The organism is Herbaspirillum sp. AP02 (assembly GCF_015767275.1).
GTDB lineage: Bacteria > Pseudomonadota > Gammaproteobacteria > Burkholderiales > Burkholderiaceae_D > Herbaspirillum.
Map to the genome: position 1 here is coordinate 343,568 of NZ_JADWMY010000001.1, position 12,854 is coordinate 356,421.

At 63.7% G+C, this 12,854-nt stretch carries 11 protein-coding genes; 7 read left to right on the forward strand and 4 right to left on the reverse strand.

Going from position 1 to position 12,854, the window contains the following annotated elements; genetic code table 11:
• The first annotated feature begins 259 nt into the window (after positions 1 to 259).
• The 4 genes from I5R65_RS01515 (at position 260) to I5R65_RS01530 (ending at position 3,893) form a co-directional block, all read left to right on the forward strand.
• On the forward strand, positions 260 to 1,135 hold the full coding sequence (locus I5R65_RS01515) for an MBL fold metallo-hydrolase (protein WP_196871962.1): 876 nt from the start codon (positions 260 to 262) through the stop codon (positions 1,133 to 1,135).
• 22 nt (positions 1,136 to 1,157) lie between these two features.
• Positions 1,158 to 1,352: a DUF2892 domain-containing protein gene (locus I5R65_RS01520; RefSeq protein ID WP_196871963.1), complete on the forward strand. Its 195-nt coding sequence runs from the start codon at positions 1,158 to 1,160 to the stop codon at positions 1,350 to 1,352.
• Positions 1,353 to 1,419: 67 nt separating this feature from the next.
• On the forward strand, positions 1,420 to 3,087 hold the full coding sequence (locus I5R65_RS01525; protein WP_196871964.1) for a bifunctional protein tyrosine phosphatase family protein/NAD(P)/FAD-dependent oxidoreductase: 1,668 nt from the start codon (positions 1,420 to 1,422) through the stop codon (positions 3,085 to 3,087).
• 11 nt (positions 3,088 to 3,098) lie between these two features.
• Positions 3,099 to 3,893 carry a sulfite exporter TauE/SafE family protein gene (locus I5R65_RS01530; protein WP_196871965.1) on the forward strand — a complete coding sequence of 265 codons (795 nt, stop codon included), beginning with the start codon at positions 3,099 to 3,101 and terminating at the stop codon, positions 3,891 to 3,893.
• A gap of 45 nt (positions 3,894 to 3,938) precedes the next feature.
• Here I5R65_RS01530 and I5R65_RS01535 read toward each other — a convergent pair whose 3' ends face one another.
• Entirely contained in the window at positions 3,939 to 5,003 is a 1,065-nt protein-coding gene (locus I5R65_RS01535; protein WP_196871966.1) for a DNA-binding protein, read from the reverse strand.
• Between the two features lie 186 nt (positions 5,004 to 5,189).
• Here I5R65_RS01535 and I5R65_RS01540 point away from each other — a divergent pair, with 186 nt between their 5' ends.
• On the forward strand, positions 5,190 to 6,167 hold the full coding sequence (locus I5R65_RS01540) for a site-specific integrase (RefSeq protein ID WP_196871967.1): 978 nt from the start codon (positions 5,190 to 5,192) through the stop codon (positions 6,165 to 6,167).
• A gap of 123 nt (positions 6,168 to 6,290) precedes the next feature.
• Positions 6,291 to 7,166 (forward strand): MBL fold metallo-hydrolase, encoded by an 876-nt coding sequence (locus I5R65_RS01545; protein ID WP_196871968.1) that lies wholly within the window; start codon positions 6,291 to 6,293, stop codon positions 7,164 to 7,166.
• Between the two features lie 18 nt (positions 7,167 to 7,184).
• On the opposite strand, the gene I5R65_RS01550 is transcribed toward I5R65_RS01545, so the two are convergent.
• From I5R65_RS01550 to I5R65_RS01560, 3 genes are all read right to left on the reverse strand, one after another.
• On the reverse strand, positions 7,185 to 7,655 hold the full coding sequence (locus I5R65_RS01550) for a hypothetical protein (RefSeq protein ID WP_231395032.1): 471 nt from the start codon (positions 7,653 to 7,655) through the stop codon (positions 7,185 to 7,187).
• Positions 7,656 to 7,725: 70 nt separating this feature from the next.
• Positions 7,726 to 10,257 (reverse strand): YbcC family protein, encoded by a 2,532-nt coding sequence (locus I5R65_RS01555; RefSeq protein WP_196871969.1) that lies wholly within the window; start codon positions 10,255 to 10,257, stop codon positions 7,726 to 7,728.
• 23 nt (positions 10,258 to 10,280) lie between these two features.
• Positions 10,281 to 11,861 carry an NADH-quinone oxidoreductase subunit L gene (locus I5R65_RS01560; RefSeq protein WP_196871970.1) on the reverse strand — a complete coding sequence of 527 codons (1,581 nt, stop codon included), beginning with the start codon at positions 11,859 to 11,861 and terminating at the stop codon, positions 10,281 to 10,283.
• A 99-nt stretch (positions 11,862 to 11,960) separates the two neighbouring features.
• Here I5R65_RS01560 and I5R65_RS01565 point away from each other — a divergent pair, with 99 nt between their 5' ends.
• The gene (locus I5R65_RS01565; RefSeq protein ID WP_196871971.1) at positions 11,961 to 12,854 is read left to right on the forward strand and encodes a LysR family transcriptional regulator; all 894 of its coding nucleotides are present in this window, start codon (positions 11,961 to 11,963) and stop codon (positions 12,852 to 12,854) included.

A 12,854-nucleotide genomic window follows, 5' to 3' on the forward strand; every position in this document is an offset into this window, starting at 1 on the left:
GCGCCCCCTGCTTGCGGGAAGGACTGAATGGCCTTCACCGAGCACGCTGAACTGGAGATGTCACTCCATCCGTATCGGCTGCGGGTGCTGCCAAGTGACAGTATGACACTGCCAATTGGCAGTGTCACTGGCAGTCGATTGGCGGAGATCATCAGTGCGATCAGGGGGTTTTTCTTATAAATCAATGACTTGAATAAATTGGTGGAGCTGGCACAGGTTTTGATACAGAGAAAGCAACTGACAATCAGAGGACGACACCATGGACAACTTGCATATTGAAGGCCACTTCGATCCTGCCACCAGTACCGTGAGCTATCTCGTACTGGATCGCGCCACCCGGCAATGCGCACTGCTAGACAGTGTACTGGACTACGATCCCAAATCCGGCCGCACCTCCACCAGCAGCGCTGATCACTTGATTCAGCGCGTGCAGGAGCTTGATGCTTCAGTGCAATGGATTCTGGAAACCCATGCCCATGCCGACCATCTGTCGGCAGCTCCTTATCTCAAGCGCAAGCTGGGTGGACGCATCGCCATCGGTGAGCACATCCGCCAGGTACAAGACGTCTTTGGAACGCTTTTCAATGCCGGCAGTGAATTTACCCACGATGGCAGCCAGTTCGATCATCTCTTCGCCGATGGCGAACACTTCCAGATCGGCGCTTTGCAAGCGCGTGTCATGCACACTCCCGGCCATACACCTGCCTGTATCACCTATGTCGTGGAGGAAGGTGACCAGATCGCAGCCTTCGTCGGCGACACCCTGTTCATGCCCGACTACGGGACCGCACGCTGCGATTTCCCCGGCGGGAACGCCCGCACCCTCTTCCATTCGATCAACAAGGTACTGAGCCTGCCGCCGCATACCCGTATCTACCTGTGTCACGACTACCAGCCCAACGGCCGGCAGGTTCAGTTCGTCACCACCGTGGCTGAAGAGCGTAGCAATAACATCCACGTCCGCGATGGCATCAGCGAAGAGGAATTCGTGGCCATGCGCAGTGCCCGTGACGCCACCCTCGCCATGCCGGTGCTGCTGCTGCCGTCGGTGCAAGTCAACATGCGTGCGGGTCAGTTGCCACCGGCCGAGGCCAACGGCATGCGCTATCTGAAGATCCCGCTGGACGCAGTCTGATCACCCACCCTGAGGAGTCATCATGAAATGCAATGTAGGCGGTATCGACCGCATCTTGAGAATCGTCATTGGCGTCGTCCTGGTCATCCTTGCGGCGACCGGCACCGTGGGATGGTGGGGCTGGCTGGGCCTGATCCCGATAGGAACCGGCTTGTTCCGCTTCTGTCCGCTGTATCCGCTGCTGGGTATCAGCAGCTGCGCTGCCCGGGATCGCTGATCCCCTCCCCTTGCTGGCCGACGCCGGGGCGTCGCCGCCAGGGGTACATCAATCAAGGAGACATTCCATGAACATCAAGCAACTGACGGCCAATTTGTCCGTCTCGGCCCAGGTCATGCCTACCGATATGGCGGAGATCGTTGCGGCCGGCTTCAAATCCATCATCTGCAATCGTCCGGACGGGGAAGCCGGCGACCAGCCCAGTTTCAGAGAGGTCGAACAACAAGCACAGGCTGCGGGCATCGAGGCCCGCTATCTGCCGGTGATTCCTGGTCAGGTGGCCAATGCCCAGGCTGACGAATTCGATCGTCTCCTCGAAGATCTGCCCAAGCCCGTGCTGGCCTATTGCCGCAGTGGCATGCGCAGTACCACGCTGTGGGGGCTTTCGCGCGCCGGCCGCATGTCCACGGGCGAGATATTGACCCGCGCCGAACAGGCGGGTTACGACCTGAGCGCGCTGGTACGCAGAATCAACCAGAGCAATGCCACTCCATTCGATGTGGCCGACTCGACGCACAAGGTGGTCATCGTTGGTGGCGGCGCTGCCGGGATCTCGGTAGCGTCGAGCCTGCTGGCGCGCCAGCCTGGACTGGATATCGCCATCATCGACCCGGCTGATGTCCACTATTACCAGCCCGGCTGGACCCTGGTTGGCGGCGGTGTATTCAAGTCGGCGCAGACGGCCCGGGTGATGGGATCGCTCATCCCGCGCGGGGTACGCTGGATCAAATCGGCCGTGGCAGGTTTCGAGCCCGAGCGCAATGCGGTGCTGCTGGAAGGATGCCGCGTGGTGAAGTACGAGCAACTGGTGGTCTGTCCCGGCCTGAAACTGAACTGGGACGGCATCGAAGGCCTCACCGATACCCTGGGTCGCAATGGCGTGACGTCCAATTATCGTTATGATCTGGCGCCCTACACCTGGGAGCTGGTGGAACGTTTCAAGGGAGGGGATGCGGTTTTCACCCAGCCACCCATGCCCATCAAATGCGCCGGCGCCCCACAAAAGGCCATGTATCTGTCTTGTGATGCGTGGCGACACGCCGGTGTGCTGAAGAAATCGAACGTGCAGTTCCGTTCCGCAGGCGCCGTGCTCTTTGGCGTGGCCGAATACGTGCCAGCCTTGATGGAGTATGTGCAGGCCTATGGCATCGATCTCAATTTCGGACAGACCCTTACCGCCATCGATGGTGGACGCAAGATCGCCACCTTTGCGGTCAGCTCCCCCGATGGCAGTTCGCAGAAAGTGGAAGTGCCCTTTGACATGATCCACGTGGTACCGCCGCAGACGGCGCCGGACTTCATCCGCAGCAGCCCTCTGGCCGATCCGGCTGGATGGATCGATGTTGATCAGTCGACCTTGCAGCACAAGCGCTTTGCCAACATCTTCGGGCTGGGCGATGCGGCCAACTCGCCCAACGCCAAGACTGCCGCCGCGGCCCGCAAACAGGCGCCAGTGGTCGCCCACAACGTGCTCCACAACCTGGGCCGGCAATCCGTTCAGGCCCGCTACAACGGCTATGGCTCCTGCCCCTTGACCGTAGAGCGCGGCAAGATCGTTCTGGCCGAATTCAACTATGGCGGCAAGCTGGCGCCCAGTTTCCCGGCGTGGATGCTGGATGGCACGCGTCCATCGCGCCTGGCCTGGTTGCTCAAGGAGCGCATTCTGCCGCCGCTGTACTGGGAAGGCATGCTCAAGGGTCACGAGTGGCTGGCGCAACCCGAGATGGTCGGTTGACGGAGGCGGGCATGAGCATGAGTCTATTGCTGGGTGCCTTGGTGGGCTGCATCATGGGCCTCACCGGTGCCGGTGGCGGTATCCTGGCCATTCCGTTGCTGGTGTTCGGCCTGCATCTGAGCGTGCCGCAGGCCGGCCCCATTGGCTTGCTGGCGGTGGGCATGGCTTCGGCCATGGGGGCGGTGATCGGTTTGCGGGCTGGCATCGTGCGCTATCGGGCCGCCTTGCTGGTCGCCGCAGTCGGCATCGCCCTCACGCCGCTGGGAACGTGGCTGGCCCATCAGCTCGATACGCGCTACCTGACGCTGCTGTTCGCCATTGTCATGGTGTGGGTCGCCGTCAAGGGTATGCGGGATGCGCGGCGCAGCAAGACAAATGCCGTCACCGTATCGGATGACTGCCCCTGCCTGCGTGACAAGAGCGGGCGCTTCCTCTGGACCCCTCGTTGTGCCAGTCGTCTGGCCGTCATGGGTGGCATGGCGGGTGTGCTCTCGGGCCTGCTCGGGGTGGGTGGCGGGTTCGTCATCGTGCCGGTCCTGCAGCGCGTGACCGACCTCGCCATGCAGTCGGTTGTCTCGACATCGCTAGCGGTCATCGCGTTGATTTCGCTGGTCAGCGTCGGCACCAGCATGGTCAATGGTCACTTCGATCTGAATATTGGCCTGCCATTTTCCGCCGGGGCGATCGCAGGAATGTTGCTTGGAGGGAAACTTTCTATGCGCTGGCATCCCGCTCATCTGAAACTGGTCTTTTCGATAGTGTGCATGGTAGTGTCCGTCGGTCTGATCATTAAGTCGCTTTACTGATCTTTGGGCATCCATGCTTTCATTGCAGGTCAGCCTTTCTACCAGTCACCGCTCCAAGCCGGCATCTTCTGGCCCCGAAGAGAGCGCCTGCTGCTCGCCCTCTCCTTCCTGAGTTCTCTGTTGGTGCCATGCAAGCGTAAGCGCTTCATGGGTTTCCAGCCTGGCGCGGGCGGCCGCCAGTTCTATTTCGGTGTCCTGCAACTGCTTGCGGGCGCTGGTCAGGGCTTCCTCGGCTTGTGCCTGACTGGCCTGCAAGCTTGCCAGCGTGTCATTCCTGTCGGCCAGTTGCGCCTCCAGCACCTGCTTGCCGGCCGCCACCTGCTGCAGCGTTTCAAGCCGCTGCTCGCGCCGATCCGCCAGTGCCTGTTGCTCCACCAGGGCTTGCCGCGCATGCGATAGGTCGGCCACCAGGCGCACCCCTTCCTGGTTGACGCGGGTGATTTCCGTCTGCTTGACGATGAGCTCCTGGCGCAGTTGACGCAGTTCGGCCTGTACCGTCTGGAGTTGCTGCTCATGCTGCCGCTGATCCTGCTCGCGCTGTTCCTTGGCGGCGCTGCGGTAGTGGTCCAGGGCAGCGCGGGCGTGCTGGTGCTTGTCTTCGAGGGAGAGCCGATGCTGCTCGTTTTCCTGCAGGCGTTCCTGCAAGGCGGTGGTGCGCACCTCCAGTGCACGCAGGGCAACGGCCTGTTGCTGGCATTCCTCCCGGCTGCTTTCATGGGCGGCGCGGGCGGCGATCAGGGCTTTTCCGGCCAGCTCCAGCCGGGTCGACAAATCCGCATTGGCCGCGCTGGCTTCTGCCAGGGCCTGCTCCATCCGGGCTGTGACCGTCCTCACCTCTTCCCTGGCGGCATTCACCCGGTCATCAGCTTCGGCCTGCAACTGGGACGCCAGGCGCTCCACCATCTCCTGTAGGGCGGCGCTGATGCTGCGGGGCTGTTGCCCGACACCCTCCTCTTCTTCCAATTCCTTCAGGTATTTATGGATGGTGGTCTTGGACCCGGTATTGCCCAGCTCCACCCGCACCGCATCTACGGAGGGATGCCGGCCCAACGCCAACAGGCTATCGCGGGCTTTCTTCACTTCCGATTTGTACAAGCCGGTACGGGCCATGATCGCATCCTGTTATTTAATGATGTATTACATAATACGTAATTACGTAATACGAATGAAGGAAAATAATAAAATTTAATCTAAATACTAAGATTGGATATTAGCTCATTATCTGTTCCCATCGGCTAAAATGCTGTTTTTCAGCCCTGCTCTTCTCCTTTTTGCGCCTGATGCGCGCGACTCGCCATGATTGCCATTGACGATTACCTGCACGCTGCCACCCGCGAGAACACACGTCGCAGCTATCGTTCCGCCGTGAAGCACTTCGAAGAGGAATGGGGTGGCTTCCTGCCGGCCACGGCGGACGGCGTTCTTCGTTACCTGGCCCGCTATGCCGGCGTGCTGGCGCATAACACGCTCAAGCAGCGGGTCTCTGCACTCGGTCAATGGCACCTCGATCAAGGTTTTCCGGACCCGACCAAGGCACCGGTGGTGCGCAAGATGCTGCGCGGCATCCAGGAATTGCATCCGGCCCAGGAAAAGCGTGCCCGCCCGCTGCAACTGGATGCGCTGGAGCAGGCCGTGGGCTGGCTGGAGCAGCAACAGGACCTGGCTCGCCAGCAGGGCCGCTCTGCCGATCTGCTACGGCATGCGCGCGACAAGGCCTTGTTACTGATCGGCTTTTGGCGAGGGTTTCGAAGTGATGAACTGGCACGCCTGGAAGTGGAGCGCATCGAGGCGGTGGCCGGCCAGGGCATGCGCATCCAGCTGCCGCGCACCAAGACCGACCGCAGTCTCAAGGGCAGCACCTATCTGACGCCGGCGCTGTCGCGGCTTTGCCCGGTGGCGGCCTATCTTGACTGGCTGGCGGTGAGCGGCGTGCGCAGCGGTCCGGTATTGCGCGGCATCGATCGCTGGGGGCGCATCAGCGAGGACGCCATCCATGCCGCCAGCATCATTCCCTTGTTGCGGCGCATCCTGGGCGCGGCCGGTATCGCCGATGTGCATCTGTACAGCGCGCACTCCCTGCGCCGTGGCTTTGCCAGCTGGGCCAGCGCCAACGGATGGGACATGCGCGCGCTGATGGAATACGTGGGATGGAAGAACATCGGCTCCGCCTCGCGCTATGTGGATTCGCACGACCCCTATCATCGCGACATGCTGGAGCGCCTGCTGCCGGCCAAGCCTTTGCCTCCACCCGCAGTCGACGCGCCCGACAGTTAACGCCAGCGTTTTCAGGCAATACGCTGCCGCAAGCATGCCCACAGTGGCAAACTGACGCCTTTAGAAAACATCGTCTGGCATGCATCTTGATAGAGAGTAACCACCAACATGGAAGGAATCCACATGAACAAGCTGCATATCGAAGGGCATTTCGATCCTGCTACCAGTACCGTCAGCTACATCGTGCTGGATCGCTCCAGCGGACAATGCGCGCTGCTTGACAGCGTACTGGACTACGATCCCAAGTCCGGCCACACATCGACGGCCAGCGCCGACCTGCTGATCCGGCGCGTGGAGGAACTCGGCGCCTCGGTCCAGTGGATCCTGGAAACCCATGCCCACGCCGACCACCTGTCGGCGGCACCCTATCTCAAACGCAGACTGGGCGGGCGCATCGCCATCGGCGAGCATATCCGCCAGGTGCAGGGCGTATTTGGCAAGTTGTTCAATGCGGGCAGTGAGTTTGCCCAGGATGGCAGCCAGTTCGATCACCTCTTTACCGATGGCGAACAGTTCCAGATCGGCGAACTTCATGCCCGGGTGATGCATACGCCAGGCCATACGCCGGCCTGCATCACCTATGTCGTGGAAGAAGCCGGCGAGATCGCCGCCTTCGTCGGCGACACCCTCTTCATGCCCGATTACGGTACCGCCCGCTGCGACTTCCCGGGCGGCAATGCGCGCACCCTGTTCCACTCCATCCACGAAGTATTGAGCCTGCCGGCGCACACCCGGATCTATCTGTGCCACGACTACCAGCCCGATGGCCGAGCCCTGCAATTCGAGACCACCGTGGCCGAGGAGCGCCAGAACAACATTCATGTGCGCGACGGTATCAGTGAAGAAGAATTCGTCACCATGCGCAGCGCCCGCGATGCCACCCTGGGCATGCCGGTATTGCTGCTGCCTTCTGTGCAAGTCAATATGCGCGCCGGTCAGTTACCGCCGCCCGAAGACAACGGCCTGCGCTACCTGAAGATTCCGCTGGACGCGGTCTGATCGGCGCGGTCCGCCGCCTTACTCGCAGTCCGGATTGCCGTGCGTGCGCAGGCACTGGCTGCGGGCACAGGCGGCGATGACCTGGTTGCGGCCGTATTCGTTGATGTCGACCGTGACGTAGACCGGGTATTGCTGGTACTCGGTGCGGGTGATGTCCTGGCAGACGGTGTCGGTACGGTTGCCGTTGGTGACCGAGCTGCAGCGGGTCTGCCCGGTCGGCACCTGGATGGGGCGGGTGCGCATTTCCATGCGGGTCTGGCTGATCACCGGGTATTGCGCATAGGCCGCCGGTGCGCACTGGCTCTCGGTGGCGCGATAGGCTTCGGTGGCGCAGCCCGATAGTGTCAGGCCCAGCCCCGCCCACAGCAAGGCGAGGTAGCGCCGTGGGGAGCCCCGCCGTTGCGGGGCGCTCGCCCGGCGCGAACGGCACGAGCCGGGCGAGAGGCCAGGTCCGGACAAGGGGCCGACGGCGGGCGGGTTGGATTTCATGGATTCTCCGGCGATCAGGGTAGGCAAAACGGCGATCATGCTACCTCAAATCACCCTCCCGCCGCTGCTTTCACAAGGCCAGTGTTTGCCAGCCGCCCTGCTTCCATTGTGCGAACCCTGCCCCGGCAAAGCGCCATAGGTGCAGCCATCCATGCGCCAGCAACTGCCGCACGATGGCATGGCGGGCGACGATGTCGTCGATGGCCGCCTGCGGCGCGTCCACCACCACCGTCAGCCGCAAGGGCTCATGCACCCACTGCTGGCCGTCATGCAGCGACTGCCGCGCCAGCCCGATGCGCAGATCACCGCCATTGCCTTCGAAGACGCCGATGGTCCCGCCCACCACGTTGTGCAGCAGCTTGTTGCCGCTGCCCAGCCGCATCGGGTCGCTGGTGGAGGCGTGGTACTGCCAGTTGATCCAGTGCGTCACCAGCATGGGTGCGGTCATCAGCAGTTCCAGCACGCTGCCGTCGGCGTCCTGACTGGCGTCGTAATCGTGCAGGAAGCAACGTCCGCCCAGATCCAGCCCACGGGTGCGCGCGCGGGGCGCAATCAGGAAGGCGGCATTGCCGGTGAGCCCCCATTCCGGGCGGGTCTCGGCACCGTCATTGGCGCGCCGGCGCAATGCCTTCAACAGGGCCGGTGGCGTCAGCCTGTCCTGCAGGCCAAGCCGGCCGGCGCGTTCACGGCGCACCCGGTCGCCGGCCTCGGCCAGGGTCGGTTGCAGGATATCCCAACGCTGGCGGGCGGTCGTCGGCAAGAGGTCCAGATCGAAGGCTTCTACCTCGTCGGTGGTGGTGTTGTGCAGGACGGCCAGGAAGCGACTGTCCTCGGGAATGAGGATCCCCTGCTCCAGCAGGCCGCGCCGTACCTCGGTCTCGTTGAGCAGTTGTGCCAGCGTACGGGCATTGACCTCGCCGGTCTGGCCGCAGCAGGCGCCGCAATCCAGGGCGGCCGCATGCGCATTGTTGGCCGACTGGCTGCCATGGCCCACCAGCAGGACCAGCGGCGCGATCTGTCGGTCCAGTCCCATGGCGTGCAGCACGCGGGCGGCCAGGGCGATCTTGTCGGGGAGCGCGATGGCGTTCAGTTGCGGACGGCAGAGCTGGCGGTAACGGCTCGGCAAGCCGTGCAGGTCGTCCCGCGCGCGTTGGGCCTGCCCGGGGCGCAACCACTTCCACAAGCCCCCCAGTGCCGTCACGCCCGCCATCTCGACAAAGGAAAACGCCGAACCCGGCCAGCGGGTATTGCCCTGCCATTGCTCCTTGGTGGACAGTGTCTGGCGTCGGCTGCGACCCACGGCGTCGGTCAGCACGCTGCTGGCCTGGGCTGCGCCGGCCGGCTGGATGGCATCGCGCACCTGGTAGGCCGGTGCCAGCAGGCCCGGTAATTGCGGGCGGCTGGCCTGGCTGGCCAGCGGGGTATAGGCCACCGGCAGACCGAAGAATCCGGCAAAACCCAGGGTCTGCATGCCCGGATGCACGCTTTCCAGGGCGCGGCGCAAGGGCTCGCTGCGCACGTCGATGCAGAAGGCAGCCTGCACCTCGATGGTGGGCGCAGCGCTCGCGGCGGGTTCACCCTGGCGCTGCAGCTGTTGCGCCAGGCGGCGCTGGTAGCCGGCCTCCAGCGCCACCTGCCAGAGTTCGTCCACCAGCAGATCGTGCTGCGCCTGTTGCAACCGTTCCGGCGAACGCGCCCAGGCCTGCTGGACGGTGTGGAAAGCGTGACCGGCGGCGGCATCGTCCTTGCACTCCAGCAGCAAGGCGCCCCAGGCCATGCGGATGGCCAGCAGTTCGCGCAGGTGATCGTCATTGCCCTCTTCCAGGCGCGCTTGCCAGCCCAGGTAGGCGCACCAGGAGGCCCAGCCATTGACCGTCAGCAGCACCGCCTCCAGATAATCGGCCCAGACTTCGCTGGGCAGCCCGAGGTGTTGCATGACCCAGCGCTCGGCCTCGCGGGCGCTGGACGGCAAGGCGCGGATACCATCGGCGATGTGTGGCAGGCCCATCAGCAGGCCGATACCGTGGTCATGCGCCAGCGTCTCGCGCCAGAAGGCGTACAGGCCCATGCCGCGCTGGGGTTGCCAGTCGGCCTGGTGACGGTCGAAATAGGCGGCGCAGGTCTGGCTGACCTGGTGCGTGATGGCCTGCCGCCAGGACAGCCGGGTATGGCGCTGCGGATCGTTGTCCAGGACGTCGATCAGCAAGGGCAGCCGCTGCACCTGGGTGGGCGAGGCCAGCATCGCCAGGCATTGGGCCTCGTCGATGCCACGGTCGGCCGCTTCCTGCGACTGTTGCAGCGCGTAGCGCAGGTCATCGCGGGTGACGCGCCCCTGATCCCAGGCCTGGCGCAGTTGTTCCTGCGGCGGAAAGACCTGGATGCCGCCCAGCAGCAACATGCGCGCAGCGACCTGGCGCAGCGGCAAGCCCACGCGGGTCCAGTGGGGGTTGACGGCGATGGCGCGATCCAGTGGCCAGGCCGGGGCAATGGCACCGCAGGCGTCCTGGCAGGCCTGCTCCAGCAAACGGTCGTGTTGGTCGTTCCAGGCCTGCGCCTGCGCGCTGGCCAGCGCTGCCTGTGCATTCTGAAGGAAGGCATTCATGGGTGATCTCCTTGTGGTCCGGGTCAGTGCTGGGCATCGCTCAGCAAGCTGGGCGCGGTCTGATTTGTGCTCTGATCTGTTCGTTGATGGGCAGCGGCCCGGCGTGCCTCGGGCGCCCAGTCGGATGGCCACAGGGTCAAGGCCAGGCGGGTATAGGCTTCATCCAGATAGAAGCCGGCGTAACTACGGCGGCGCCATGCAGCCATGACCTGCGGGCGAAGCTGCAGCAAGCCCATGCAGACATACAGCGCCAGCATGGTCAGCAGCGCCAGCACACCGTAGCCGGTACGGGGGAAATCGGTGATCTGCAGCGGTAGCCGGTGCGCCGCCAGGGCGGCCAGCGTCAGACCGGCAGCGCCACCCAGCCCCAGGCCAAAGCTACGCAGGCGCGACACCTCAGGCTGCTGCGGCAGCCACAGCAAGGGCGCCCAGGCCAGCGCCAGCACTCCGCTCCACCACCAAGGCCAGGCCACATGGGCACTGGCACCCTGCATGGCCAGTACCAGCGCTGCACTCCACAGCGGGGCCGCGATCACGCTTGCGGTGGACGGCAAGGCTGGCGCATGCAGGGCCTGCAGACGGGTGTCGCGCACCACCGAAGAGGCGCACAGGAAGGCATGCGCCTTGTACAGTGAATGACCGATCAGGTGCAAGGCCGCGAACATGTACAGGCCGGCAGCGCATTCCAGCAGCATGAAACCCATCTGCGCCACCGTGGACCACGCCAGCTTCACCTTGATGCTGATGCGCGTGAGCATGACCAGCCCGGCCAGCAGCACCGTCCCGCCACTGATCACCAGCAGCACGCTGCGGGCCACCACGGCCTGCTCCAGCAGCGGCGCAAAGCGCACCAGCACGAAGCCGCCCAGGTTGACCACGCCCGCATGCAGCAGGGCCGAGACCGGCGTGGGGGCCTCCATCACCTGGATCAGCCAGCCATGCACCGGCAGCAAGGCGGTACGCAGGATCACCGCCAGTACCAGGCAGAGTGCGCTCACCTGCAGGCCCGCGGACATGCCATGTTGCGCCAGGTGCGCCCACAAGGCCGGGAATGAAGCGCTGCCCACCACCGACCATGCCAGTGCGGCCGCTGCCAGCAGCAGCAGGTCGGCCAGGCGGTCGGCGATGCGCTTCTTGTACGCCGCCAGGCGGGCAAAGGGACGCTCCGGGTAGAAGCACAGCAGCTTTTCCAGCGCCAGCCCCACCAGCGCCCAGGCGCCGATGAGCACCAGCCAGTGGTCGGCCAGCAGCAGCAGGTGCACGGCCATCAGCACCACCGACAGGGCCGCGATGTACTGTCGCTGAGCGCCCTCCCCCTGCAGGTAGCGCGCCGAAAAGCTGCCGATCACCGTCCCCAGGCCTTGTACCAGCACCGCCAGCACCAGCCCGAGGGTGGACAGGCCTAACACCCCGGGCCAGGGAGCACCATGGCGGCCCAGGACCAGCGTCCCCAGCGCGAGCAACAGCGCCAGGCCGGACATGGCCTGGTAGAAACGCCAAAGACGTGGCGCTGCCCGCGCGGAGCAGGCAGCCAGCATCGCCGTGACGAGCATCAAGCCGGGCGGCACCCAGGATGTGTAGGAAAGGACAGAAATGATGGTCATGACAAGAAGCCTCATGCATTGCGATGGGCGGATGATGCTTGTCAAAGATCGTTCTGTAAATTACATTTATATGAACGTATCAATCGATAAATAAGAACAATGCGACTAGAACAGCTTAATTTCCATCATCTCCGCTATTTCTGGCGCGTTGCCAAGCTGGGGCATTTGACCCGTGCCGCTGAAGATCTGCATACCTCCCAATCGGCCGTGTCGGCCCAGATTCGTCAGCTGGAAAAACAACTGGAGGAAGATCTCTTCCTGCGCGAAGGACGTCGACTGAGCCTGACCGATACCGGGCAACTGGTCTTCACCTATGCCGACAACATCTTCGGCTTGAGCCAGGAGATGCTGGGGCGCCTGGAAGGCCGCTCAGCAGGCATCACCCGCCTGCGGGTAGGCAGCGTGGCCACGCTCTCGCGCAATTACCAGGAAAACTGGCTGCGTCCCATGATGTCCGATGCTTCACTGTCACTCACTCTGGAATCCGGCCTGCTGGAGGGCTTGCTGGAGCGCCTGGTGCAACACCAGCTGGATGTGGTACTGGCCAACGAAACAGTGCCTTCGGACCCGGATCGCCCACTTCATTGCCGTTTCCTGGGCAGCCAGGCGGTATCGGTGGTCGGCCCCGCACACCGCTGGGAAAGCCGCAGCCTGCGTATCCCGCACGACCTGGAAGGGGTGGACATGGCCCTGCCCGGCCCGCGTCACGCCTTGCGCATGCAATTCGATGCCCTCTGCATTTCCAACGATGTACGGCCGCGCATGCGCGCCGAGGTCGACGACATGGCCATGCTGCGCCTGATCGCCCGCGACAGCGGCTGGCTGACGGTCCTTCCCGAGGTGGTGGTACAGGATGAACTGCGCAATGGCGCCCTGGTGGTGGCCGGCCAGACCAGCGAACTGGTGGAAAGCTTCTATGCCATCACCACGCCCCATCACCATCACGACGAACTGCTGGACAAGTTGCTCAGCGCAAGCCCGCCCACAGCCTGA